The 23,011-nt window shown below is 68.3% G+C and carries 23 protein-coding genes; 10 read left to right on the top strand and 13 right to left on the bottom strand.

Going from position 1 to position 23,011, the window contains the following annotated elements:
• Window positions 1–18: 18 nt before the first annotated feature.
• The 4 genes from KK488_RS03440 to KK488_RS03425 all read right to left on the bottom strand — a co-directional run bounded on the left by KK488_RS03440 (window position 19) and on the right by KK488_RS03425 (window position 3,538).
• Complete coding sequence (locus KK488_RS03440; RefSeq protein WP_250890039.1) at window positions 19–351, bottom strand: hypothetical protein; 333 nt, start codon at window positions 349–351, stop codon at window positions 19–21.
• 399 nt (window positions 352–750) lie between these two features.
• Window positions 751–1,122, bottom strand: a complete 372-nt coding sequence (locus KK488_RS03435) for a hypothetical protein (protein ID WP_214621739.1) — start codon at window positions 1,120–1,122, stop codon at window positions 751–753.
• A gap of 162 nt (window positions 1,123–1,284) precedes the next feature.
• Window positions 1,285–1,914, bottom strand: a complete 630-nt coding sequence (locus tag KK488_RS03430) for an outer membrane protein (protein ID WP_214621738.1) — start codon at window positions 1,912–1,914, stop codon at window positions 1,285–1,287.
• A gap of 115 nt (window positions 1,915–2,029) precedes the next feature.
• Window positions 2,030–3,538, bottom strand: coding sequence for a tannase/feruloyl esterase family alpha/beta hydrolase (locus KK488_RS03425; protein WP_214621737.1), 1,509 nt, complete (start codon window positions 3,536–3,538; stop codon window positions 2,030–2,032).
• A 126-nt stretch (window positions 3,539–3,664) separates the two neighbouring features.
• On the opposite strand from KK488_RS03425, the gene KK488_RS03420 reads away from it, so the two are divergent.
• Complete coding sequence (locus KK488_RS03420) at window positions 3,665–4,078, top strand: Ivy family c-type lysozyme inhibitor (RefSeq protein ID WP_214621736.1); 414 nt, start codon at window positions 3,665–3,667, stop codon at window positions 4,076–4,078.
• A gap of 30 nt (window positions 4,079–4,108) precedes the next feature.
• Here the strand turns inward: KK488_RS03420 and KK488_RS03415 are convergent, their stop codons facing one another.
• Together KK488_RS03415 and KK488_RS03410 are read right to left on the bottom strand one after the other, a co-directional pair.
• Window positions 4,109–4,918: an inositol monophosphatase family protein gene (locus tag KK488_RS03415; protein ID WP_214621735.1), complete on the bottom strand. Its 810-nt coding sequence runs from the start codon at window positions 4,916–4,918 to the stop codon at window positions 4,109–4,111.
• The gene (locus KK488_RS03410) at window positions 4,905–6,248 is read right to left on the bottom strand and encodes a TldD/PmbA family protein (RefSeq protein WP_214621734.1); all 1,344 of its coding nucleotides are present in this window, start codon (window positions 6,246–6,248) and stop codon (window positions 4,905–4,907) included. Before KK488_RS03410 ends, KK488_RS03415 begins: the two co-directional genes overlap by 14 nt.
• A gap of 224 nt (window positions 6,249–6,472) precedes the next feature.
• On the opposite strand from KK488_RS03410, the gene KK488_RS03405 reads away from it, so the two are divergent.
• The 5 genes from KK488_RS03405 to KK488_RS03385 all read left to right on the top strand — a co-directional run bounded on the left by KK488_RS03405 (window position 6,473) and on the right by KK488_RS03385 (window position 9,622).
• Window positions 6,473–7,264, top strand: a complete 792-nt coding sequence (locus KK488_RS03405; RefSeq protein ID WP_214621733.1) for an SDR family NAD(P)-dependent oxidoreductase — start codon at window positions 6,473–6,475, stop codon at window positions 7,262–7,264.
• Window positions 7,261–7,965, top strand: coding sequence for a nuclear transport factor 2 family protein (locus KK488_RS03400; protein ID WP_214621732.1), 705 nt, complete (start codon window positions 7,261–7,263; stop codon window positions 7,963–7,965). Before KK488_RS03405 ends, KK488_RS03400 begins: the two co-directional genes overlap by 4 nt.
• Window positions 7,966–8,116: 151 nt before the next feature.
• Entirely contained in the window at window positions 8,117–8,503 is a 387-nt protein-coding gene (locus KK488_RS03395) for a nuclear transport factor 2 family protein (protein WP_214621731.1), read from the top strand.
• A gap of 57 nt (window positions 8,504–8,560) precedes the next feature.
• On the top strand, window positions 8,561–8,971 hold the full coding sequence (locus KK488_RS03390; protein ID WP_214621730.1) for a low affinity iron permease family protein: 411 nt from the start codon (window positions 8,561–8,563) through the stop codon (window positions 8,969–8,971).
• Between the two features lie 138 nt (window positions 8,972–9,109).
• On the top strand, window positions 9,110–9,622 hold the full coding sequence (locus KK488_RS03385; protein WP_214621729.1) for a hemerythrin domain-containing protein: 513 nt from the start codon (window positions 9,110–9,112) through the stop codon (window positions 9,620–9,622).
• A 21-nt stretch (window positions 9,623–9,643) separates the two neighbouring features.
• Here the strand turns inward: KK488_RS03385 and KK488_RS21655 are convergent, their stop codons facing one another.
• The 3 genes from KK488_RS21655 to mutY are packed head-to-tail and all read right to left on the bottom strand — an operon-like array spanning window position 9,644 to window position 12,303.
• The gene (locus tag KK488_RS21655) at window positions 9,644–10,300 is read right to left on the bottom strand and encodes a trimeric intracellular cation channel family protein (RefSeq protein WP_214621728.1); all 657 of its coding nucleotides are present in this window, start codon (window positions 10,298–10,300) and stop codon (window positions 9,644–9,646) included.
• A gap of 11 nt (window positions 10,301–10,311) precedes the next feature.
• The gene (gene nudC, locus KK488_RS03375; RefSeq protein ID WP_214621727.1) at window positions 10,312–11,211 is read right to left on the bottom strand and encodes an NAD(+) diphosphatase; all 900 of its coding nucleotides are present in this window, start codon (window positions 11,209–11,211) and stop codon (window positions 10,312–10,314) included.
• 6 nt (window positions 11,212–11,217) lie between these two features.
• Window positions 11,218–12,303, bottom strand: coding sequence for an A/G-specific adenine glycosylase (gene mutY / locus KK488_RS03370; RefSeq protein WP_214621726.1), 1,086 nt, complete (start codon window positions 12,301–12,303; stop codon window positions 11,218–11,220).
• A 26-nt stretch (window positions 12,304–12,329) separates the two neighbouring features.
• On the opposite strand from mutY, the gene KK488_RS03365 reads away from it, so the two are divergent.
• The 4 genes from KK488_RS03365 (at window position 12,330) to KK488_RS03350 (ending at window position 18,341) form a co-directional block, all read left to right on the top strand.
• Complete coding sequence (locus KK488_RS03365) at window positions 12,330–12,884, top strand: DUF721 domain-containing protein (RefSeq protein ID WP_214621725.1); 555 nt, start codon at window positions 12,330–12,332, stop codon at window positions 12,882–12,884.
• A gap of 152 nt (window positions 12,885–13,036) precedes the next feature.
• Entirely contained in the window at window positions 13,037–13,744 is a 708-nt protein-coding gene (locus KK488_RS03360) for a DsbA family protein (RefSeq protein WP_214621724.1), read from the top strand.
• 318 nt (window positions 13,745–14,062) lie between these two features.
• On the top strand, window positions 14,063–14,812 hold the full coding sequence (locus KK488_RS03355) for a thioredoxin domain-containing protein (RefSeq protein ID WP_214621723.1): 750 nt from the start codon (window positions 14,063–14,065) through the stop codon (window positions 14,810–14,812).
• A gap of 88 nt (window positions 14,813–14,900) precedes the next feature.
• The gene (locus KK488_RS03350; protein ID WP_214621939.1) at window positions 14,901–18,341 is read left to right on the top strand and encodes a chromosome segregation SMC family protein; all 3,441 of its coding nucleotides are present in this window, start codon (window positions 14,901–14,903) and stop codon (window positions 18,339–18,341) included.
• A gap of 201 nt (window positions 18,342–18,542) precedes the next feature.
• On the opposite strand, the gene KK488_RS03345 is transcribed toward KK488_RS03350, so the two are convergent.
• The 4 genes from KK488_RS03345 to KK488_RS03330 form a co-directional block, all read right to left on the bottom strand.
• Window positions 18,543–19,094 carry a hypothetical protein gene (locus tag KK488_RS03345; RefSeq protein ID WP_214621722.1) on the bottom strand — a complete coding sequence of 184 codons (552 nt, stop codon included), beginning with the start codon at window positions 19,092–19,094 and terminating at the stop codon, window positions 18,543–18,545.
• A gap of 390 nt (window positions 19,095–19,484) precedes the next feature.
• Entirely contained in the window at window positions 19,485–19,700 is a 216-nt protein-coding gene (locus tag KK488_RS03340; RefSeq protein ID WP_214621721.1) for a hypothetical protein, read from the bottom strand.
• A 70-nt stretch (window positions 19,701–19,770) separates the two neighbouring features.
• A complete protein-coding gene (locus tag KK488_RS03335) occupies window positions 19,771–22,329 on the bottom strand; it encodes an HWE histidine kinase domain-containing protein (RefSeq protein WP_214621720.1) in 2,559 nt (852 codons plus the stop codon).
• Entirely contained in the window at window positions 22,326–22,922 is a 597-nt protein-coding gene (locus tag KK488_RS03330) for a biliverdin-producing heme oxygenase (RefSeq protein ID WP_250890038.1), read from the bottom strand. The genes KK488_RS03335 and KK488_RS03330 overlap by 4 nt, the downstream gene beginning before the upstream one ends.
• Between the last annotated feature and the right edge of the window lie 89 nt (window positions 22,923–23,011).

The raw sequence follows: 23,011 nt of genomic DNA, 5'->3' as shown, positions 1-23,011 counted from the left end.
GCCAGCCCTGATTGCCGGTCAATTATCGCAATATTCCCACTGGCCTGCCTTGCAGGCGGAGACAGCGTGGCGCCAGGCTGCCATTTTGCGCAGATAGTCGGCATGGGCGTCAGCATATCCGCCCTCATGTTCTTTTTGGGCTTCGCGGTAAGTCCGAAGGGTCTTGGCGTCGCGTTGGCGAACATAGGCGAGTTGGCCCTGGTTCAGTCGCTTGGTCATCGCGCGATCGCGAGCGCGTGCTGCTGGATTGCGCATAGCGGGATCACGCGGATCGTCCGCGAACGACACGGTGGGGAGCAGCGTCGCACTCATTGTCAGTGCGCCAACAAACGAAGCAAACTTCCTGAGCATTCGACCCCTCCAGATCCTGAGCGGGTATCCGTGCGACGGCGCATGCAAGGCAATCTGTTTGCGACGAAAAGAAGCGTCTGGTCGCATCCGCAGGGCGACCCGGCGCTGCCGCCTCCAATCCGGATCGGGGACTGCGGAATGTCTCCAGGGTTCTCACATCCCGACAGGCCGCTTCCACGCGAAAGGACTGTCCTACAGCTCCCCCTCCATGCCAGGCCGGACCCGCTCTTTCTCAGCCGTGCAAAATTGCTTTTCTCGATCAGGGGGCATCCTGCGACCGGACCGCTCCGCCTTGCCGGAAGAGAATAAATATATTTCCCCCGTGACCTTCGTGAACTTCGCCAGATTATGACGCCTTTGATCGCCTCACTCGATCACCGCCCAACGCCGCCACTCAGCTCAGCGCGCCAGTCGCTCGTGATTGAACGACAGCCAGATCAGCGCCACCCCGGCGCCCGGCAGCATCGCGGCGATCGGCAACCCGGCCAGGACCAGCCACAGCAGCGCCTTGCCGATGACACCGCCCGCCACTGCGAGCCCCAGCCCCGCCAGCGCATAGGGCAGCGCCGCCGCCCGCAGGAGCATCGCCGCCGGCACGAGCAGGAGCATCACCGCCGCGACGAAGGCCAGCGTCATCCCCGCCAGCATCGCCAGCAGTCGCGCATCATCCACCGTCTCGAGCGGCGGGCGATGGACGGCGAGCAAGACCGCAACGCAGATCGCGGTCGCAAGGACGAGCGGCAGGAGGAACTGGCGGACCATGGCCGTCATGTCGCCGGGTTCGCGCGAAAATGCAAATGGGGCGCGCCGCCGCGCCCGATCTGCGAAGGCAGATACCCCGGGCACGCCGCAGCATATATGCGGCCCGGAGCGGCTGCCTTCGCAGGAAGGGAGGAACGGACCCGACCGGCTGACCGGTCGCGCCCGTTCAGCTCAGAACTTGACGCCGACGCCCAGCACGACATTGTCGCGATTGACGCCCCCGCTGATCGTCGCGGTGCCGTCCTTCATCGAATAGTCCTCATAGTCGGTGTGGACATATTCGAGCTTGGCATAGAAGTTGGAGAGCAGGTCGACCTGCACCCCGCCGCCGACATGATAGCCGTCCATGTTCTCGGAGAGCGTGAAGCTGTTCGCGGCGGTCACATGGTCGATATATTCGAACTTGAGCGCACCGTTGGAATAGCCGCCCTTGGCATAGAGCAGGATGCCCGGCGTCACGTTGACGCCCGCGCGCGCGCCGAGCGTCCAGTTGCGGCCGGCCCGCGCGCAGGTCTCGATCTCGGTGAAGACCTCGGCGCACTTGCGGGTCGAGGCGCCGTCGATGCCGCCATAGACGCCGAGCTTGAAGGCGGCGAGGGAGAGGTCATAGCCGATCTCGGCGCCATAGATGACCCCATCTTCGCTCTGCGTCGTCGTCGCGCCGTTGATGCCGACGTCGGTGCGCTGGTGGATGCTCGCGCTGTCCCAGCCGGTGTGCACGTCGGCGCGAAGGCCGGTCTGCGCATGGGCCGTGGTCGCGGTGGCGGCAAGTGCCGCGGCGAGCAGGATGTTGGTCTTCATAGATACTCCGTCGATTGGGTCTCGTGCCACCCGAGCCTTAAGACGGAGACCTGCGGCGCGAGCCGTGATCGACGGTCAAATTCCTCCCCGCACCCGCTCAGGGAGGAACCTGTTCCTACTGCTTCGCGCCGGCCACGCAGCGCCAGGATTTGGGATCATTGACGTCGCCCTTGCCAGTCCGCTGCGCGACCTGCGGCCAGGCGCAGACCGGCCGGGTCATCGGGCTGTCGGCCTTGGTCGCGGTGAGCGTCGCCGGCGCCTGTCCCTTGTCGACCCACTGGTCGAGCGTGGCGAGCCAGTCCACCGTGTCGGCGCCCGGCCCGCCCCGGCAATGCTCGACGCCGGGCAGCATGTAGGTCCGCATATTGGCGGCTGCCCCGGCCGCGTCACCCTTCTGCACCGCCCTGGCATAGTCGAGCGTGCCGACCGGGCTCGGGCCGGGATCGGACTCGCCGTGCCAGAGCAGCAGCTTGCCGCCATGGGCGAAGAAGGCGGTCAGGTCGGGGTCGGTCGCCTCATAGGCCTTGGCGAAGGTGCTGGCGCGCGCCTCCGGCACGTCGGTCATCGGGTCGAGCTTGTTGAAGTCGACCGCGCGCGTGCCGAACAGCACCGGCGCAAGGCCCGGCATGCCGCCGCCATTGGCCTGGTTGTTGCCGGTGCCCGCGACGTTGATGAACCGGCTCCAGCCCAGCTCGCCGCCCTTGCTGAGCGGCAGCTGCGCATAGCTGCCGTCCGGCGCGCGGATGCCGGCATACATGGTCCTGAGCGTGGCGACCTGTGCTGCAGAGAGGCAGTTGGCGCCGGCCCTGCCGGGCTTGCACGCCAGCACGGTGGGCTGCCAGGCGCAGGCGCGCGGCTGGGCGATGATCCCGTCGAGCGCGCCGTCCTTGCCGTCGCAGGCCTTGAGCACGCTGGCGTTGACCAGCTTGAGCTGTGCCTCCGTGAAGCCGGCCCTGGCGAAGCCGTTGTTGCGCAGGATCGCGCTCGATTGCACCTGCAGCGAATAGACCGGCGCTCCCGCGATGATGCCGTCATAGTCGGCGGGGAAGCGCTGCGCTTCCATCAGCGCCATCCGCCCGCCGGTCGAGCAGCCGTTGAAGTAAGCGCGGCTCTGCGCGCGGCCGTAATAGCTCCTGACCAGCGCCTTGCCGGCGACGGTCATGCGGCTGATCGCGCGCCAGGCGAAGTCGGTCGCCGCCTCGCTGTTGGTCACCCAGTCGTTGGTCCAGGGCTCGGGCGAGGGATGGCCGCCGTCAGTCTGTGCGGTCGCATAGCCGGCCTTGAGGCCCTGCGCCGCCGCCGCAAGCGTCACGTTGCCAGCCCATCCGCCGCCGCCGATGCCGAGCAGCTTGCCGTTCCAGTCGGCCGGCAGGCGGAACACGACACCGATGTTCGAGCCGGCGACCGGCGAGAGCGTGCCCTTGACCTCGCAATAGCCCGGCAGGCCCGCCGCCGCATCAGGGCCAACCCAGCGCGCGTCGGCCTTCGCATCGCCAAAGACCGTCCCGGCCGCCGCGGCCTTGCAGCGCTCCTCGTCCCCGCTTTGCTGCGCCGATGCCGGCGCGGCAGCCAGCCCGGCCGCAAGCGTCGACGCGAACAATCCGATCAGCCACGCCTTGCGCATCTCTCTCTCCTGAGTCTGTTGTACGACATGCTTAGCCTCCCAATCGATGAGCGGGAAGCGCTGGTGGCTCGGCACGAAACGAGGCAGTATTCCGGTACGATTCGGATATCTGTGGGGAGAGTATCGATGAGGAAATTTCGTGCGTTCGCCTGGCTAAGCCTCGCCGCCTTGTCCATGTCGGCAACCGCCGCTGGCCCGGCTTCGCCTTTCCCCAAAGGCTATGAGGCGGCCTATGCAGCCTATCTGACTGCTCTCTCGCCGGCCGACCGCAAACTGACCTGGCTGACGCGGCTGAACCAGGTCGCCAGCCCGGCCCGCCCGCTCAAGATGGGCGCGACGAGCGTGCAATATATGTTCGGCTGCAAGGCGCATGCCTGCGACACCGATCAGGCGAACGTCTTCCTCCTGCCCGACAGGAAGAAGGTCATGGCGGTCATCAAGGTGGGCGGCGTCCAGAAGCTGATTGGTGGCGCAGGCCCCAAGGAGGTCGCCTGCGTCAAGACGCTCGACGCGTCGGGCGGTGCCGCCCCGACCTGCTGACGCGCGACTCCGGTTGTAGAACGCCCGAAATCAGTCCTCGCCGACGAACTTGCGCACCCGCTCGCGGACGCGCGGCAACGCTGCGTCATAGACGCCGGGCACGCCGCAGATCATGCCGAGGATGCGCGGGTCAGGCTTGTTGAAGCGGATCGGCGCGCCCAGCGCATCGGTCACGCAGGCGCCTGCTTCCTGCGCGATCAGGCTGGAGGCGGCAATGTCCCATTCCGCCCCCCAGCGCAGGCCCGCGACGAGGTCCGCCTCGTTGGCCGCGACCATCGCCATGCGCAGCGCGATGCTGTTGGGCTTGTGGACCACGGTATAGTCGACATCGATACCGCGCAGATTGTCGATCGGCACCCGCGCCCCGGAGAGCGTCTCCTGCGTCCCGACTTCCAGCCGCACGTCGTTGCGGAAAGCCCCGCCGCCCGCGACCGCCCACCAGCGCTCGCCCCGCGCCGGCGCAATCAGCGCGGCGATCCGCACGGCGCCATCCTCGACCAACGCGACCGAGACCGCCCAGCCCGGGCGCCCGCGCACATAGTCACGCGTCCCGTCGATCGGATCGATCACCCAGGCCAGGCGCGCATCGCTGCGCCCCGGCGAGGCCGCGCTCTCCTCGCTCAGCCAGGCCGCCTCCGGCAGCAGCGCGCCGAGCCGCTCGCGCAGCATCGCGTCGCAGGCGAGGTCGGCCTCGCTCACCGGCTGACCGGGTGTCTTCTCCCAATGATTGCCGCTGGGCTCGCCCATGGCCCAGGAGTCCATCGCCCGCGCGCCGGCGGCGTCGGCAATGGCCAGTATGTCGGCCAATATTTCAGGACTCAGATGATCACTCGCCGGCAAGGGTCATCCCGTCGATGCGCAGCGTGGGCACGTTGATGGCATAGCGGAACTGGAGGTCGTTGGCCGCGACGAGGTTCGCGAACATGTCCTTGAGATTGCCCGCGATCGTCACTTCGGCGACCGCGCAGCAGATCGCGCCATCCTCGATCAGGAAGCCCGAGGCACCGCGGCTATAGTCGCCCGTCACCGGATTGACGCCATGGCCGATCAGCTCGGTCACGTAGAGGCCGCGCTTGACGTCGCTCATCAGCTCGCGCGGACTGGCCGTGCCGCCCTCAAGATGGACATTGGTCGCGCCGACACCCGGCGATCCGCCGCCGCGCGTGGCATGGCCGGTGGGCGCGAGGCCGAGCTGGCGGGCCGAGGCGCTGTCGAGCAGCCAGTCGACGAGCACGCCCTCATCGATCAGCCGCGACTGCGCGGTCGGCAGGCCCTCGCCGTCGAACGGGCGCGAGCGCAGGCCACGCTGACGATGCGGGTCATCGATCACGCTCAGTTCCCGCGGCAGCACCAGCTCGCCCTTGCGGTCGAGCAGGAAGCTTGCCTTGCGCGCGACCGTCGGCCCGGCGATCGCGCCGAGCAGATGGCCGATCAGGCTGTTGCCGATGCGCGGATCGAAGATGATCGGCAGCGGGCCGCTCGGGATGCGGCTGGGGTTGAGCCGCGCCACCGCGCGCGCACCGGCCCGCGCGCCGACCGCCTCGGGATCCTCGATGTCGCGCAGGTGGCGGGCATTGTGGCTGGCATAGTCGCGCTGCATCGCCGCGTCCTGCCCCGCGATGACGCTCGCCCAGATCGAGTGGCTCGTCCCGGCATAGGCGCCCGCGAAGCCATGGCTGGTCGCGAGCGCGATCTGCGCCCGCCCGAAGCTCGCGCCGGCACCCTCGCTGTTGGTGACGCCGGTGACGCTGCGCGCCGACTCCTCCGCCTCCAGCGCCCGTGCGCGCAACAGGGCGGGATCGGGCTCGTCCGCATCCTCGATGTCGAGCGAAGGCTGCTTCTTCTTCATCAGCCGGTCTTCGGGCGCGAGACCGGCATAGCTGTCCTCGGGCGCTTCCTTGGCCATGGCGATGACGCGCTCGACCAGAGTCTCCAGCGTGCGCGGCGCGAGATCGGACGAGGAAACGGTCGCCGAGCGGTGGCCGACGAAGGCGCGCAGCCCGATATGCTCGGACTCGGAGCGCTCGACATCCTCCAGCTCGCCCAGCCGCACCGAAACGCCCGAGGAAGCGTCGCAGCCATAAACGGCGTCCGCTGCATCCGCCCCGGCCCTGCGCGCGGCGGCGACAAGCGACTGGGCGCGATCGAGAGCTTCGTTGAGGCTGAGCATAGAGGGTGCGATCCAGGACTCGTAAACAGACGCCGCGCTTTAGCGACGCCGGGTGGACCACGCAATGTTGGGTCTCCCGGCCGCCATTACAATCCAATGGCCCAGCGTGATGACCAGTTCCCTCCGCCCGAGGGCAGGACGGCGACCGCTCCCAACTGGAGCCGAAGCGCCTTGCTTTCGCCCGCCCGCCCGCGCAGAACCACCCAAACAAAAGCGAGGACAGCATGAGTTTCGAGGGAGAGATTGCGCTCGTCACGGGCGCGGGCAAGGGGTTCGGCCGGGCGATCGCGCTGGCGCTCGCGAAGCAGGGATCGGCGGTCGCTTTGGTCGCGCGCACCGCGAGCGATGTCGAGGCAGTCGCGGCCGAGATCGAGGCCGCGGGCGGCAAGGCACTCGCCATCGCCGCCGACGTGACGCAGGAAGCCGATGTCGAGCGTTCGATCCGCGAGACGCGCGCGCAGCTCGGCGCCGTCACGCAATTCGTCAACAATGCCGGCGTCGGCTGGCCCTATGGCCCGGTGGGCGGCATGGACGTGGCGCGCTGGTGGCAGGCGCAGCACCTCCACCAGCTCGCGCCGATGCTCTACCTCTCGCGCCTGCTCCCGGCGATGCGCGCGGCTGGCAAGGGCCGCGTCGTCATCGTCTCGGCCAAGGCCAGCCATGTCAGCGCGGCGAACATGTCCGCCTATATCACGGGCAAGACCGCGCAGGTCCGCATCGTCAACGTCGCCGCGCTGGAGGTGAAGGATGCCGGCGTCTCGCTCTTCGCGATCGATCCCGGCTTCGTCGTCACCGATCTTGCCCGCGAGACCATGACCTCGCCCGAGGCCAAGATCTATCTCTCCGGCATGGTCGAGCGGCTCGGCGAAGCCTCGTCCCGCGATTTCTCGGGCGATCTCGCCGCCTGCGGGCAGCGCGTGGTCGATCTGATGAGTGGCCGCTACGATGCCCTCACCGGGCGCTATTTCGAGATGTACGACGATCTGGACGAGGCGCTGAAGGACATCGAGGCATGACCGAAATCTCGACGGACGCGCTCGCCGCCGAAGTCGCCGCGCTGCGCCACGAGCTCGATCGGCTCAAGGACGTGCAGGCGGTTCGCACTCTCCAGCACAGCTACGGCTATCTGATGGAGAAGGGCCTCTATCAGGAGATTGTCGATCTCTTCGCCGACGATGCCGAGATGACCTTCTTCGGCGGCCTGTATCGCGGCAAGGAGAGCATCAAGCGCGTCTATCTCAATCGCATTCGCACCCGCTTCACCAAAGGCCGCAACGGGCCGGTGCGCGGCCTGCTCTGCGATGTCATGCAGATGCAGGATGTCGTCACCGTGTCCGAGGATCGCAGCACGGCGAAGGCCCGCTTCCGCGCCCTGCTGATCGGCGGTACGCACGCCAGCGTCGCCGATGCGCCCAGGCTGCCCTACCAGCAATGGTGGGAGGCCGGCGTCTACGAGAACGACTATGTCCGCGAGAACGGCGTCTGGAAGTTCAAGCGCCTCGGCTACGAGCTCACCTGGGTCGCCGAATATGACAAGGGCTGGGCCAACAGCCCGGACATGGGCGCCTTCACCGTGCAGACCCTCTATCCGGAAGATCCCAACGGCCCGGACGCGATCGTCGACACGCGCTATCCGCCCTGGCCCGAGACCTGGCTCCTGCCCTTCCATTATGCCCATCCGGTGACGGGCGAACCGATCATGCCGGAGGGGGAGTGACGCGACTTAAACAATTTCCGTTCGCCCTGAGTAGGGACTGAGCTTGTCGAAGACCCGTATCGAAGGGCCGCGCACTGGTCCTTCGATATGCCATTTCGGCAGGCTCAATGGCTACTCAGGATGAACGGAAGTCGAGAAAAGGAGTGAGAAAATGCGCACCGAACAGGAACAAGCCAATGTCCGCCTCGTCGAGCGCATCTACGAGGAAGTGCTCGGCCCGATCGACAGCGGCGCCGTCGATGGCCTGTTCGATCCCGGCTATATCCAGCACAATCCGGGCATCCCGACCGGCGCGGACTCGCTCAAGGCCATGCTCGACCGCGCCAAGGCCAAATATCCCCACGCCGTCCACATCGTGAAGCGCATGATCGCCGAGGGCGATCTCGTCATGGCGCATGTCCACATCATCTTCGAGCCCGGCACCCCCGGCATCGCGGCGGTCGACATCTTCCGCATCGAAAACGGCCTCATCGCCGAGCATTGGGACGTGGCGCAACCAGTCAGCACCGAGCCGAACAACGCCAACGGCATGTTCTGAACCTCTGCCCCTCTCCGCGCGTTGTCATCGCGACACCACGCATCCGGAAGGGACGCCATGAACAAGCTCTTCACGAAAATCGCCGGCCGGATCGCCGCACTCGCCGGCAAGCCGATGACCTTCGTCCTCGCCCTGATCACGGTGATCCTCTGGGCCGTGACCGGACCGCTCTTCGCGTTCTCGGAGGTCTGGCAGCTCGTCATCAACACCGGCACGACGATCGTCACCTTCCTCATGGTCTTCCTCGTCCAGAATACGCAGAACCGGGATGCGTCCGCCATGCAGGCCAAGCTCGATGAATTGCTGCGGGCGGTGGTCGAGGCGCGCGAGCAATTCATCGGCATCGAGCATCTGACCGACGTCGAGATCGAGAAGATCCGCGATGAGCTGGAGCGGCAATGCTCCACGCAGGATGAAACGAGGGCGCCCTCGCATCAATCGGTCGCGCGCCTGCTCCAGCGGCACTAGGTCGATCGTTCGAGGACCAGCGTCATCCATCGATCCGCTCAGACGTCGCCGATCGCTTCACCTTATTGCGAGTCGTTCGCATGGAACCGATGCGACCCGTCGGTCGCTTAGGGCGTACCAATCCAACAGGAGGACATCATGGCCACCGAAACCTATACCGATGCGATTGCCCTCTTGAAGGCCGACCACCGCAAGGTGGAAGGTCTGTTCGAGCAGTTCGAGAGCGCCACTTCATCGTCGAAGAAGCAGAGTCTCGCCCGCGAGATTTGCACCGAGCTCAAGATCCACACGATGATCGAGGAAGAGATTTTCTATCCGGCCTTTCGCGGCAAGATCGAGGATGACACGCTCGACGAGGCCTATGTCGAGCATGACGGCGCCAAGGTGCTGATCAACGACATCGAAGCGGGCAGCCCGGACGATGATTTCTACGATGCCAAGGTCAAGGTGCTGTCCGAAGAGATCAAGCATCATGTCCATGAGGAGGAAATGCCGTCGGAAGGCATGTTCGCGCAATGCCGCAAGGCCGACGCCGACCTCGTCGCGCTGCGCGACCAGATGCTCGCCCGCAAGCAGGAATTGCTGGCGCAGGCCAAGGCAAGCGGATTGCCCCCGGCACAGCCCAAGGCGGTCAATCTGGTCGCGGCCTGACGGGGAGGCCCCGCGCGTGGCTCAGGCCATGGCGTGGGGCAGCGCCCAGCCGAAGGTCGCGGCCGCCATCCGCAGGCCGAAGCAGGCCAGCCCGGCGACGATCGCCGTCGGGCGCGCCGGCAGGCCCGCCAGCCGCCAGATCACGATGATCAGCGCCGCGAGGCAGGCGGCGCTCGCATAGATGTCGACGCGCAGCACACGCGGCACCTGATTGATGATGACGTCGCGGATCGCGCCGCCGCCGACGCCGCTGACCGTGCCGAGAAACAAAGCGACGAGCGGATGGATGTCGCGATCCAGCGATTTTTCCGTGCCGGCGATGGCCGCCATCGAGAGCCCCGCCGCATCGAGCGCGACGACGAGGCTGCCCGGCAACCCCGCAAGCACGCCGTGCAGCGTCCAGACCGCCGCCGCCGCGACGATCACGATCACCGCATAGTGCCAGTCCGACACCGCCGCCGGCGGCAGCGCGCCCGTCAATATGTCGCGGACGAGGCCCCCGCCCAGCGCCGAGACGAAGCAGACCACCAGCACGCCGACCGGATCGAGCCCGACCGCGATGGCGACCAGTCCGCCTTCCAGCGCGAACAGCAGGGTCGCCGCGAGATCAGCGACACGGGTGATGCGAGCCGTGATCGGCGAGCGCGCGATAGTGTCGGCATTGCTCGGTTCGGTCACGGTACGTCTCCCTAGTCGCCCAGCCACCACCTCAGCATATGATGTGCCACCGCCACGGGTGAGGGCGGCAGGAACAGCGCGTTCTCGTCTTCCGCCAGCGCGGCGCGGACATCGTCCTTGCTCACCCACACAGCCTCGGCCAGCTCATTCTCGTCGAGGACGATCCTGTCGTCCAGCGCCTGCGCGACGCAGGCGATCATGAGCTGCGAGGGGAAGGGCCAGGGCTGGCTGAACAGATAGTCCACCCGTCCGCAGCGCACGCCCGCTTCCTCCATGATCTCGCGCCGCACCGCTTCCTCGATCGTCTCGCCCGGCTCGACGAAGCCGGCCAGCGCCGAGAAGCGCCGGGGCGGGAAGCGCGCATTGCGGCCGATCAGCACCTTGCCCTCATATTCGGCCAGCATGATCACGACCGGATCGGTGCGCGGAAAATGCTCGGTCGAGCAGATCTCGCACTGGCGCACCCAGCCGGCGCGGATCGGGTGGGACTTGCCGCCGCAGCGCGCGCAATATTGATGCCGGTCATGCCAGTCGACCAGACTGCGCGCGGCGCCGTAGAGCGCGGCCTCGTCGAGACTGAGCTGCGGAATGACCTGCCAGACCTTGGGCGGAAAGACCGGCGGCTCGTCGCTCTTGATGACGATGAGCGAGACGAACACCGGCGTGCCGTCGTCGCGCAGGCCGAGCAGGGCATGGTCGCCGAGCGCGGCCTCCGGTGGCACCGGGCTGGTCGCCAGCAGGCTGTCCGCCGTTGGCCGGGGATCGAGCCCGTCGAGCAGGACGATCCGCGCGCGCGGATCGGCCCAGGCGGCCGCCAGCCGCTCCGGATCGATGCGCAAATGGTCTGCGCGGTCGATCGTCCCGCCGGTGAAGGTGATCGGGCGGGGATAGGCCAGCGTCGTCTGCGTCATGCGTCCTCAATCCTCTCCCAGCGCCATCACCGCCTGCACGACCCGCGCGAAGACGGTCGGCAACCCGGCCTCGGCCAGTGCCGCGCGCGGCCACCATTGGCCCGGCCCGAGCGCCTTGGCAATGCGTTCCGCGCCGGCCGGGCCGGGCGCGAGACGGGCGATGCCGAGCTCCAGCGCGAAATGGGTGAAGACATGCCGCACCCCGCTGTTGAGCGGCGTCCAGTCGCCGGCAATGTCGGGCAGCGCCATCGCCGCCGCCCCCTCGCGCCAGTCGCTGGTCGGCAGGCCGAGCATGCCGCCGAGCAGGCCCTTGTCCGGCCGGCGCACCAGCCAGACGGCGCCGTCATGCTCGATCCACCAGGCCGTGCCGGTGCGGGTCGGCTTGGCCTTCTTCGGCGCCTTGACCGGATAGCGCTCCGGCGTGCCCCGCGCCCGCGCCACGCACATCGCCGCGAGCGGGCAGGTGAGGCAGGCCGGCCGCGTCGGCGTGCAGATCGTCGCGCCCAGGTCCATCATCGCCTGAGCGAAGTCTCCGGCCTGGCGCTCCGGAGTGATGCCATCCGCCAGCACCCGCAGTTCGGCCTTGCCGGCGGGAAGCGGAGTCTCGACCGCGAACAGCCGGCTCACCACCCGCTCGACATTGCCGTCGACCACCACCGCGCGCCGCCCGAACGCGATCGCCGCGATCGCCGCCGCCGTATAGGCACCGATGCCCGGCAGCGCGCGCAGCCCCTCCTCGGTATCCGGAAACCGCCCGCCCAGCTCGCCCGCCACAAAGCGCGCACAGGCCAGCAGATTGCGCGCCCGCGCATAATAGCCCAGCCCCGCCCAGGCGGCCATCAGGTCGCCATCCTGCGCCGCCGCCAGCGCTTCGACGGTCGGCCAGCGCGCGAGGAAGCGCTCATAATAGGGAATGACCGCCGCCACCGTCGTCTGCTGCAGCATGATCTCGCTCAGCCACACGGCGTATGGATCAGGCGGCGCCGCGCCCGGCGGACTGCGCCACGGCAATCGCCGCGCGTGGACGCGATAATGCGCCAGCAGCGCCTCCGCCACCGTGCGTTCCGCAGTGATTAATCCATCGACGGCCATGGGGCGCCTATGGCATGGACCGGAGCATGACAGAACCCACGGAAAGCAAGACGAAGCCGAAGCGCGCGAGGGCGGCGCCCGCGCCCGCCGCAGAGCGCCCGCGCGTCGGCTCGGCCCGCGCGATCGCGGACCTGATGCCGGACATCGGCCGCGCCGCCTTCCGCAAGTTCGGCTTCATCCAGTCGAGCGTCGTCACCCGCTGGGCCGAGATTGTCGGTCAGCGCTATGCCCAGCTCACCGCGCCCGAATCGATCCGCTTCCCGCAGGGCAAGCGGTCTGGCGGCACCCTGCAGCTCACCGTCGCCAGCGGCCACGCGCCGATGGTGCAGCATATCATTCCGGAGATCATCGAGCGGGTGAACCGCTTCTTCGGCTATGAGGCCGTCGCGCGCATCGCCATGAAGCAGGGCCAGGTGATCCCCGTCGAGCCGGTCAGCCGCCCGCCCTCGCCGATGCTGCGCCCGATCCCGCAGGAGCTGGGCGAGGGCCTGCGCGAAGTCAGCGATCCGGAACTGCGCACCGTGCTCGAGTCGATGGCCCGCGGCCTCGGCAACGGCCTCAACCTGCCCAAGATCAGCTGATGCCATTGCCAATGAACAAGCCGTTCGTTTCGAGCTGAGGTTCGAGCTTGTCGAGAACCGGGGTCGAGAAAGCGTTTCTCGACAGCCATCTCGACAAGCTCGATGGCCGCTCGAACCGAACGGGAATTTTGTGCTGAAACGGAAGACATAGCATGATCCGCCGCATCCTCTTTGCCCTCGCCGCCCTCACGGTCCTCACCGCGCCCGCGACCGCCCAGAAGAAGGCGGCCACGCCCAACTGGGCCGCCACCGTCACGCCCGGGGCCAACGGCGCCTATGTCATCGGCAATCCCAAAGCCCAGCGCCTGATCGAATATCTCTCCTACACCTGCCCGCACTGCGGCGCCTTCCACAAGGAGGGGCTGGTCGGCCCCGGCGGCCTCAGGACGCAATGGCTGCGCCGTGGCCTGGTCTCGCTCGAAGTGCGCAACTTCGTGCGCGATCCCTTCGATCTCACCGCCGCCATGCTGGCGCGCTGCGGCGGCCCGGCGCGCTTCGCCGCCAATCACGAGGCCCTGTTCAACAATCAGGAAGCCTGGTTCAAGGTGCTGCAGCCCTTCTCCGAAGCCGAAGGCGCCAAGCTGCCGGCCGATCAGGTCGCCGCGATGACCCTGATCGCGGACAAGACCGGCCTGTTCGCATTGCTCGCCAGACAGGGCCTGACGCCCGCCGCGCAGCGCGCCTGCCTCGCCGACAAGCAGGCGCTGGCCAACGTCCTCGCCATGACCGCCGGCTCCTGGGACGTGAAGGGGTTCGACGGCACGCCCTATTTCGTGCTGAACGGCAAATCGCTCCCCGATGTCCACACCTGGGCAGCGCTCAGGCCCCTGCTCCCGCCATTGCCCGCCGCTGGCAAGTGAGTTAGGGTCTGAACTCAGTTGGAACGGGGATCGAGATTGCCCATGGAAGGCCGCCGACAAGGAGCGCTGCGCAGTCGCGTAGCTAAAGCTACGCGCAAGCAAGCGACGCCGCTCGGCGGCCTTCCATGGGCAAGCGCGCCGCGGCGGGCGTCTTTTGGCGCCAGGCGGCGTCGCGCGTCGGTCACGATGGAAACCATCGCTCCCTCCTTGCTCCTGGCCTGGCGCCAAAATCCGCTCCGTCTCGACCCCGTTCCAACTGAGTTCAGACCCTAAACCCGACCCGTCTTCGAAAACGCCCCACCGATGAGGCCGCCCCACATGAATCGTCTCGCCTTCGCTCCCCTCGCGCTCGCTCTCGCCACCCTCGCCGCCTGCGGCACCTCGGGCAGCGGCAACAGCAGCAGCGCAGCGCCCGCCGGCGGCAAGGTGGTCGGCAAGGCGGCACCCGCCGGCACGACCTGGGCGCAGACGATCGTCGAGACGCCCGAGGGCGGCTATCGCATGGGCAATCCCGACGCGCCGATCAAGCTGATCGAGTTCGGCTCCTACACCTGCCCGCACTGCCGCGACTTCACCGAGGAATCGCACGAGGTGATGGAGCGCGATTATGTGAACAGCGGCAAGGTCAGCTTCGAATATCGCAACTTCATCCGCGATCCGCTCGATCTCACCGTCGCGCTCATCGCCCGCTGCGGCGGCAAGGATGCCTTCTTCCCGCTCTCCCTCCAGTTCTTCATGAACCAGGAGGATATGATCAAGAAGATCCAGAGCTATGGCGAGGCGTCCTATACGGCGGCGATGCAGGCGCCGGCCGACGCCCGCTTCGGCAAGCTCGCCGAACTCGCCGGCCTGATGGACTTCGCCAAGCAGCGCGGCATTCCGGACGACAAGCTGCGCGCCTGCCTCGCCGACAGCAAGAATGCGGAGACCATCGCCGCAAACGTCGAGAAATACACCAATCAGTACCAGATCGAGGGAACGCCGACGATCGTCATGAACGGTACCAAGCTCGACAATGTCGCGGCCTGGTCGGCCCTGCAAGAGCGCCTCAAGGCCGCTGGCCTCTGATGGGCTGACATTGACGGACGGGGGCGGACCAGAGCAGGACGAGACGGACGGGCCGCTGCCCGAGCTGCACCGCGCGCGCGGCGCGGGCATGCAGATCCGCCGCCTGAAGCTGACCGGCTTCAAGAGCTTCGTCGAGCCGACCGACCTGCGCATCGAGCCGGGCCTCACCGGCATCGTCGGCCCCAATGGCTGCGGCAAGTCCAACCTGCTCGAAGCCATTCGCTGGGTGATGGGCGAATCCAGCCCCAAGTCGATGCGCGGCGGCGGCATGGACGACGTCATCTTCGCCGGCACCGCCACCCGGCCCGCGCGCGATTTCGCCGAGGTCAGCCTGTTCGCGGTGCAGCCGCCCGGCGCGGTCATCCCGGCGGTCGAGCTGGGCGCGGACGGCGAGATGGAAGTCGTCCGCCGCATCGAGCGCGGCGCCGGCAGCGCCTATCGCGCCAATGGCCGCGACGTGCGCGCCAAGGACATCTCGCTGGTCTTCGCCGACGCGGCCACTGGCCCGCACAGCCCCGCGCTGGTCAGCCAGGGCAAGATCGCCGCCGTCATCGCGGCCAAGCCGGCCGAGCGCCGCGCCATGCTGGAGGAAGCGGCCGGGATCGCCGGGCTCCACGTGCGCCGCAAGGATGCCGAGCAGAAGCTCAAGGCCAGCGCCCAGAACCTCGCCCGGCTGGACGACATCCTGGCCGAGATGGACGTGCGCGCCCACGCGCTGCGCCGTCAGGCCCGCGCCGCCGAGCGCTATAGCGAGCTCAGCGAGAAGATCCTGCTCGCCGAGGGCCGCGCCCTTTTCGCCCGCTATCGCGAGGCGGCCGAGGCGGCCGAGCGCGCCGGCAAGGAGGCCGAGGTCGCCGAGGCGCTCGTGCGCACCGCGCAGGAAGCGCAGATGGGCGCCGCCGCGCAGGCCCAGAGTGCCGTGGAAGTGCTGGCCCGCAATCGCGCCGCCGCCAACAGCGCGCGCGAGGCGGCCGCCGAATCCCGCTTCCGGCTGGAGCGCCTCACCGCCGAGCGCGACGGCCTCGTCCGCCGCATCGCCGAGCTGGAAGGCCAGCTCGCCCGCATGGCGCAGGATCAGGAGCGCGAAGGCGCCCTCGCCATCGACGCCGCCAGCGCGATCGAGAAACTGCAGGACGAGGAAGCCGGCCTGACGAGCCGGATCAAGGACTCCCGCGCCGCCCTGCCCGCCTTCGTCGCCCGCCTCGCCGAAGCGGAGCGCGCCAGCCGCGATACCGAGGTCAGCCTGGCCCAGGCCATGGCCCGCCTCGCCGGCGAACAGGCCGAGCGCCGCGTCGCCGAGGCCGGCCTTGCCAGCGCCCGTCAGAAGCTCGCCCGCGCCACCGGCGAGGTCGATCGCGTCGCCCAGTCGCTCGCCGCTCTGCCGGACCCCGCCCCCCTCGCCGAGCGCCAGACGATCGCCGAAGCGGCCAAGGCGCAGGCCCTCACCGACCGCGCTACGGCCGATCAGCGCATCGCCGCCGCCGCGCTCGCGCGCGACAGACAGACCGAAACGGTCGCCGCCCAGCAGCGCGAGATGGCCGCCGCCCGCGCCACCGCCGCCGCGCTGGACAGCGAGGCAAAAGCACTCGCCAAGGGCATCGAGAGCCTCGGCGACGGCTATCGCGCGATCGACAAGATCAGCGTCGAGCCCGGCTATGAGCGCGCCCTCGCCGCCGCGCTCGGCGATGATCTCAGCGCCGGCATCGGCGAGCAAGGCCTCGCCCGCTGGGCGGGCGCGATCATCATGGCGCTCGATCCGCCATTGCCGGACGGTTGCGACTCCCTCGCGGACCACGTCAAGGCGCCGCATGTCCTCGCCCGCCGCCTCGCCCAGATCGCGGTCGCCGAGGCGGACACCGGACAGTCGCTCCATGTCGGCCAGCGCATGGTGACGCTGGACGGCAAGATGCGCCGCTGGGACGGCTTCATCGTCGAGGAGGGCGGCGTCGCGGCCGCCGAGCGGCTGATCCGCCTCAATCGGCTGGAAGCGATCAGCAAGGAGCGCCCCGCCGTCCTCGCCGCCGTCGCCGCCGCCGAGGCCGCGCTCGCCGATGCCGAGAATGCCCTGCGCGATGCCAATGCCGAGGAGCGCAGCGCCCGGGGCGCCGCGCAGATGGCCGAGGAGTCCCTGCGCGCCGCCGAGCGCATCCTGGGCGAAGTCGCGACCATGATCGAGCGCGTCGCCGGCCGCCGCGCCGATCTAGACCGCCGCGCCGCCGAGACCGCGACCGATCTCGCCGCCGCCCAGGCCGAGATGGCGAGCGCGCAGGCCGCGTTCGACGCCCTCGCGCAGGGGAACGAGACCGCCGCCGAGGTCGAGCTGTTCAAGACCGCCGCCGAGCATTGCCGCACCGCCATCGGCCAGGTGCAGACCGAGCAGGCGATGATCCAGCGCGCCCTCGCGACCGACGAGGACCGGGTGAAGGCCATACGCGGCGAGATCGGCGGCTGGCGCGCCCGCGCCGGTGACGCCGCTCGCCGCATCGCCGAGATGAAGGGCCGCAGCGAGGCCCTCACCGACGATCTCGCCGGCATGCGCGATCGCCCCGCCGCCCTCTCCGCCGAGCTCGACGCCCTTGCCGAGGCCGCGCTCGATGGCGCCGCCCGCGCCGAGCAGGCCCGTACCGACGAGGCCAGTGCCGAGGCCGCGCTCGCCACCGCCGAAAAGGCGCTCGCCGCCGCCGGCGAAGCGCTCAGCACCGCGCGCGAGGCCCGCGCCGGTGCTCTCGCCCGCGCCGACAACGCCGTCGCCCGCCGCAAGGATATCGGCCAGAGCTGCGGCGAGCGCTTCTCCTGCCCGCCGCCGCTTCTGCCCGCCAAGCTCGGCTTCGACAGCGAGGATCTCGCGCCAGCGCAGGAAGAACAGGCCCGCCACGACAAGCTCGTGCTGGACCGCGAGCGGCTCGGCCCGGTCAATCTCGTCGCCGCCGCCGAGCTCGCCGAGCTGGAGGAGACGCAAGCGAAGAGCCGGGCCGAAAGCGAGGAGCTGACCACCGCGATCAACCAGCTGCGCGGCTCGATCGGCCATCTCAATCGCGAGGGCCGCCAGCGCCTGCTCGCCGCGTTCGAGGCGGTGAACGGTCATTTCCAGCGCCTGTTCACGACACTGTTCCAGGGCGGCCAGGCCCATCTGGAGCTGATCGAGAGCGACGATCCGCTGGAAGCAGGCCTAGAGATCATGGCCCAGCCGCCGGGCAAGCGCCTGACCACGCTCACTTTGCTCTCGGGCGGCGAACAGGCGCTCACCGCTGTCGCCCTCATCTTCGGGCTTTTCCTGACGAACCCCGCGCCGATCTGCGTGCTCGACGAGGTCGACGCCCCGCTCGACGACGCCAATATCGAGCGCTTCTGCGGCCTGCTCGACGCGATGGTGCAGGACACCGCGACGCGCTACCTCATCGTCACGCACAACGCGGTCACGATGAGCCGCATGCACCGCCTGTTCGGCGTCACCATGATCGAGCAGGGCGTCAGCCGCCTCGTCTCGGTCGACCTGCAGGGCGCGGAAGAATTGCTTGCAGCGGAGTGACTTACTCTCACCCCTCCCTTTCAAGGGAGGGGTAGGGGGTGGGTGTCGCGAAGCGATCATCGCAACGTTGTAGCCCCACCCCAACCCCTCCCCTAAAGGAGAGGGGCTAAAGGTGGCTCCCCCCCCGCACCGAACTCATAAGCCACAACAAAAAAGGCGGCGCCCCTCGGCACCGCCCTCTTTCTTAACTCAGCGTCGCGCTCAGTGCGCCTTGCTGATGTCCACCTTCTCGACCCACTCCGGGAAGAAGCTCGGCTCGCGCGAGGACCAGCCGGCGGCGGTCGCGGCCGCTTCGCTGATCGACTGGAGCAGGGCGCGGCGGCGCTCGGGGTGGAGGTGCGGCAGGCTGGCGGCCGCGCAGAAGGCGCCCGGCAGCCAGGGGCGCGATCCCGCGCCGATCAGCCGTTCGTAGAGGAAGCGATAGGCCGAGAAGCTGCTCAGCCGATTCTGGCCGAGATCGAAGGCGGAGACCGTCACCAGCGGCGCCATGAACGGCTCGATCTGGTCGAGGCCGCTGTCGTCGGGCACCAGATGCTTGATCTCGTCGAGGCGGCCGTAGATGCGCGCCTGCGCACGGATGCTGGCTTCCTCGACCACGTCGCGACCCCAGGTCTCCATGGCATCGCCGCGATGAAAGGCGACGTCGAGCGACCGGCGGATATAACGCTGCGTGGCGGCCGGGAACGAGGCGAACTCGCGCAGTTCCGCAAGAGTGACTGCTCCGTCCGTCGGCTTCGAATGCTGCTGACCCATAGCTGCCTCCATCCATTCGTGGCACTTCGGATCATGCTCCCCCCTTGGTTACCGAGGGCTTAAGCGTCCGTTGTCCCGTATTCACATGGAATCAGATAATCTTGTGCGTCGCAACAGGAAATTGCCGCCGCCTGCATCGCAATGAAACAGCGGAGCAGATAAGTTGTGGAAAAGTCACAATGAAATATCGATTTCGCAAATCGCTCGGCGCACGCTAACGCTACCGCGCCGCGCAAAAACCAAATCAGCGCCCGGAAACGGACGACCGCTCCTCAGAGATTAATCACGCGGGACTCGCGCGCAAGCCGATTTGCGACGAGCCGCACAAAGCGGCTCGCGTCGCTCCCGTCCCGAGTCCCAGGGTGGCATCGCGGGGACGCCGCCCGTCCCTCACGCCTTGGCGTGCGAAGCGCCTTCCTTCTCGGCCGCTTTCAGCTCGTCGCCCTCGGCGCCATCAAGCGCTTTCTTCGCCGCCTCGGCCTCCTTGCGGACGGCGGCTTCGTCCTTGGCATGCCGGCTGGTCTCGCGGTCATATTGGCGGGCGGCGTCGTAATTGCCCTCGCCCTGCACTTTGCCGTCGCCCTGTACTGGGGATGTGTCGCCCATGGCGAATACCTCTCGTCGGTGTTGAGATGGGCAGAAAACGCGAGAAGGCTGCTCCGGGTTCCGGCCCTCGTCAGTCCTGGTCCGCCCAGCCCGGCAACCGCGACAGCCCGGCCGCGATTTGCGGCGCGCCGTAGGGTTTGGTGACGACCGGCACCTCGGGGAAGCGGCGCGTATCCAGTCCGCTGCCATAGCCGGTGACGAAGAGAAACGGCACGCCGCGCTCGGTCAGAACCGCCGCGACGCTCCCGCTATTCTCCGCGCCAAGGTTGAAGTCGAGCAGCGCGACGTCGATGCGCTTCTGATTGATCAGATCGATCGCGTTGCGGGCATTGGCGGCAATCAGCACCTCCTGCGCGCCCATGCCGATCAGCGCATCCTCCGCATCCAACGCGATGATCATCGCATCCTCGACCAGCAGCACGGTCTTGCCGAGCAAAGGCCGGCGCGCTTCCGGCACCGGCAAACCGGAGATATCGCGCGCCTCCTCCGCGGCGACGCCGGCGACATGGCGCGAGGGCACGCAGAAATGCGCGCAGACGCCGCCGAGCCGGTAACGGATCTCGGCCTGACCGCCCAGATCGTGCGGCACCGTCTTCTCGATGATCGTCGTGCCGAAGCCGCGCCGCTGCGGCGGCGTCACCGGCGGACCGCCGCTTTCCTCCCAGTCGATGAGCAGGCTGCCCTCCTCGTCCTGCCGCCAGCTCAGCTCCACCGTGCCGCTGTCGGACAGCGCGCCATATTTGACGGCATTGGTCATCAGCTCGTGGAACAGCAGCGCCAGCGTCGTGAAGGCTGCCGGGTGGAGGAGGACATTCTCGCCCTCGATCTTCAGATGGGCGACTTTCTGGCCGAGAAAAGCCTTGGCCTCCACCTCGATCAGGTCCCGGATCCGCGCCGGCCCCCAGCTGTCGCGCGTCACCAGATCATGCGCGCGCGCCAGCGCCTGTACCCGGCTCTCGAGGTTGCCGATGAAGCTCTCGACGCTCTGCGCCCCGTCGCGCGTCTGCGAGATGAGGCCGCGAATCAGCGCCAGGATGTTGCGTACCCGGTGATTGAGCTCGGCGATGAGCAACTCCTGCCGCTCGGTGGCGCGCTGCCGCTCCTCGCCGGCATTGTCGGCCAGCCGCACCAGCACTTCCAGCATGGCGACGCGCAGCGCCTCGGCCACTCGCCGTTCGCTATGCGTGAACGGCAGGCTGCGCCCCTTCACCAGCTGCGACCAGGCCTCGAAGCTCTTGCGCGGCGTGAGGCGGGCGCCGTTGGGGCCATAGTCGATGGCCTTTTCCGGATTGCCCGCCCAGCGCACCGAGCGCAGCTGCTCGCTGCGGAACAGCACGACATAGTCGCGCGGCCGCCGCGAGATGGGGATGGCGATCATCCCCGCGGCAATGTCCGAATAATCCGCCGCTTCGGGCAGCAGCGTCTGCAGGCTGTCGGAGGCGAACACCTCGCTCGCCGCCGCCCGGTTGAGCATCGAGACGATCGCGCGCAGCTGGTCCTTGCTCGGCGTGAGGCCGCTCGAGGACATCGCGCCGTCGACGAACACCGCAACGCCGTCGGCCGGGATCGTGTCGAAGATCACTTCGCCCAGCCACTCCGCATTGGTCAGCAGATCGGCGTCCTTGGCGATCGTCGCCATCAGCCGGTCGGTCACCGCGCGGGCGCGGCTCTCATAGTCGGCGGTCTCGCTGCGCTCGCGGCTCTCCAGCATCAGCGAGAACATCTGGCCGAACAGCTCCGCCGCCGTCCGCGTCGCCAGGCTCGGCAGGCGCGGCGAATGATGGTGGCAGGCGAACAGGCCCCAAAGCTTGCCGTCGACGATGATCGAGATGGAGAGCGAAGCGGAGACGCCCATATTGCTGAGATATTCGATGTGGATCGGCGAGACCGCGCGCAGCACGCAGAGCGACTGGTCCAGCACCGTCCCGTCCGGCGCGACCTGCGGCACGATCGGCGCGGGCACCGCCTTCACGTCGGCGATGATGCGGAAAATGTTGCGCACATAAAGCTGGCGCGCCTGCACGGGAATATCCGAGGCGGGATAATGCAGCCCCAGGAAGCTCTCGACCCCGCCGCTCAGCGCCTCGGCCACCACCTCGCCCGATCCTTCATTGTCGAACTTGTAGACCATCACCCGGTCGAAGCCGGTGATCGCCCGCACCTGCCGCGCACCCTCGCGGATGAAGCCATTTATCGAATCCGCCTGCCCGAGCCGCGCGATCAGCGTGCGCACCAGGCTCGCCGCTTCCGCCGCCTCTTCCGCGCATGGCTCGGCCTCGATGACGATCGCGTCCCCCGCGAAATGGACGGCGAGGTCGAATGGCGGGCGGTCGTGGATCAGGTCCTGCGCGAACAGGCGCTCGACCGCGTCCGGGCCGCGCAGCATGAGCAGCCTGTTGCGGATATTGTGCAGGGCCTGCGGCATGAACAGGTCGGCGAGCGGCGTCCCCAGCAGGTCGGCGACACTCCGGCCGGTGAACTGCTCGACATTGGCCGAGACGCGCGAGATCAGCCAGTCCGCGCCCACCGTCACCAGGAAGCCGAAGGGCTGGATGTTGCCGAGGATGTGGATCGGCTCGCGGTCGCAATTGGTGAGGTTGACCTTGAAGTCGAGGCTGTCGGGCGTCATCGCGCGCCGGCCAGCCGCGCCGCCTGCGCATAGAGAGCGAACACCCGCCCGGCACTCGCGATCGCCGCCGCTTCCCAGTCCGGCCCGCCGGCCTGCGCATGCTCGTCGAGTGCCGCCAGGAAACCGCGCCACGCGCCGGGGGCATGGACCGAGGAGAGATAGGCGCGCGGCAGATCCTCCGGCACCGCGCGGCTCAGCATCGCACCGCCGAGCCGCGATCCCTCCAGCACATAGAAAGCCCCCCACCGCGCCGCCTCGTGGCGCGGCCAGTCGAGCGGTTCGAAATGCGGCAGCGAGCGGCCCAGCGCGGCGAGATCGGCCCAGAGCGCTTCCTTGCGGCCCCGCCAGTCCGGCATCAGCCGTGTCGCGCCCACCCAATCCTCGACCGGCACGAGCGCGGCCGCATGCGCCGTCAGGAAACGGGCGTAGGATGACCGATCGGAAAGGTCGAAGCGGCCGAACAGCGTGTCGACCTCGTCATGGCACGCCCGCGTCGCCGCGCGCAGCCGAGCGGCGAAGGCGGTGCCCTTGGCAGCGCCCATGGCGCTGCTGTCCGGCCGGCGCTGTCCGGGAACGGAAATAGCGAGCGACATTAGGGGAGGATGCGACTGGCGTGATGCGGTGCGAAGATGATGTGCCCTGTCGCCTTCCGGCTCATATCAATTCTTTCCCGCTGACCTGT

Origin of the sequence: Sphingobium nicotianae (assembly GCF_018603885.1) — a bacterium.
Taxonomy (GTDB): Bacteria; Pseudomonadota; Alphaproteobacteria; order Sphingomonadales; family Sphingomonadaceae; genus Sphingobium; species Sphingobium nicotianae.
The sequence above is the reverse complement of the archived record's forward strand: the minus strand, read 5'-3'. Positions and strand labels throughout refer to the sequence as shown.

What these genes read in the sequence shown, in the direction of transcription:
- KK488_RS03335 (WP_214621720.1), bottom strand. Translation starts at nt 22,329, where the DNA reads ATGACGCCCGACAGCCTCGACTTCAAGGTCAACCTCACCAATTGCGAC.
- KK488_RS03355 (WP_214621723.1), top strand. Translation starts at nt 14,063, where the DNA reads ATGAATCGTCTCGCCTTCGCTCCCCTCGCGCTCGCTCTCGCCACCCTC.
- KK488_RS03385 (WP_214621729.1), top strand. Translation starts at nt 9,110, where the DNA reads ATGGCCACCGAAACCTATACCGATGCGATTGCCCTCTTGAAGGCCGAC.
- KK488_RS03435 (WP_214621739.1), bottom strand. Translation starts at nt 1,122, where the DNA reads ATGACGGCCATGGTCCGCCAGTTCCTCCTGCCGCTCGTCCTTGCGACC.
- KK488_RS03340 (WP_214621721.1), bottom strand. Translation starts at nt 19,700, where the DNA reads ATGGGCGACACATCCCCAGTACAGGGCGACGGCAAAGTGCAGGGCGAG.
- KK488_RS03395 (WP_214621731.1), top strand. Translation starts at nt 8,117, where the DNA reads ATGCGCACCGAACAGGAACAAGCCAATGTCCGCCTCGTCGAGCGCATC.
- KK488_RS03365 (WP_214621725.1), top strand. Translation starts at nt 12,330, where the DNA reads ATGACAGAACCCACGGAAAGCAAGACGAAGCCGAAGCGCGCGAGGGCG.
- KK488_RS03440 (WP_250890039.1), bottom strand. Translation starts at nt 351, where the DNA reads ATGCTCAGGAAGTTTGCTTCGTTTGTTGGCGCACTGACAATGAGTGCG.
- KK488_RS03405 (WP_214621733.1), top strand. Translation starts at nt 6,473, where the DNA reads ATGAGTTTCGAGGGAGAGATTGCGCTCGTCACGGGCGCGGGCAAGGGG.
- KK488_RS03330 (WP_250890038.1), bottom strand. Translation starts at nt 22,922, where the DNA reads ATGTCGCTCGCTATTTCCGTTCCCGGACAGCGCCGGCCGGACAGCAGC.
- nudC (WP_214621727.1), bottom strand. Translation starts at nt 11,211, where the DNA reads ATGACGCAGACGACGCTGGCCTATCCCCGCCCGATCACCTTCACCGGC.
- KK488_RS03345 (WP_214621722.1), bottom strand. Translation starts at nt 19,094, where the DNA reads ATGGGTCAGCAGCATTCGAAGCCGACGGACGGAGCAGTCACTCTTGCG.
- KK488_RS03410 (WP_214621734.1), bottom strand. Translation starts at nt 6,248, where the DNA reads ATGCTCAGCCTCAACGAAGCTCTCGATCGCGCCCAGTCGCTTGTCGCC.
- KK488_RS03430 (WP_214621738.1), bottom strand. Translation starts at nt 1,914, where the DNA reads ATGAAGACCAACATCCTGCTCGCCGCGGCACTTGCCGCCACCGCGACC.
- KK488_RS03390 (WP_214621730.1), top strand. Translation starts at nt 8,561, where the DNA reads ATGAACAAGCTCTTCACGAAAATCGCCGGCCGGATCGCCGCACTCGCC.
- KK488_RS03425 (WP_214621737.1), bottom strand. Translation starts at nt 3,538, where the DNA reads ATGCGCAAGGCGTGGCTGATCGGATTGTTCGCGTCGACGCTTGCGGCC.
- mutY (WP_214621726.1), bottom strand. Translation starts at nt 12,303, where the DNA reads ATGGCCGTCGATGGATTAATCACTGCGGAACGCACGGTGGCGGAGGCG.
- KK488_RS03350 (WP_214621939.1), top strand. Translation starts at nt 14,901, where the DNA reads ATGCAGATCCGCCGCCTGAAGCTGACCGGCTTCAAGAGCTTCGTCGAG.
- KK488_RS03420 (WP_214621736.1), top strand. Translation starts at nt 3,665, where the DNA reads ATGAGGAAATTTCGTGCGTTCGCCTGGCTAAGCCTCGCCGCCTTGTCC.
- KK488_RS03400 (WP_214621732.1), top strand. Translation starts at nt 7,261, where the DNA reads ATGACCGAAATCTCGACGGACGCGCTCGCCGCCGAAGTCGCCGCGCTG.
- KK488_RS03360 (WP_214621724.1), top strand. Translation starts at nt 13,037, where the DNA reads ATGATCCGCCGCATCCTCTTTGCCCTCGCCGCCCTCACGGTCCTCACC.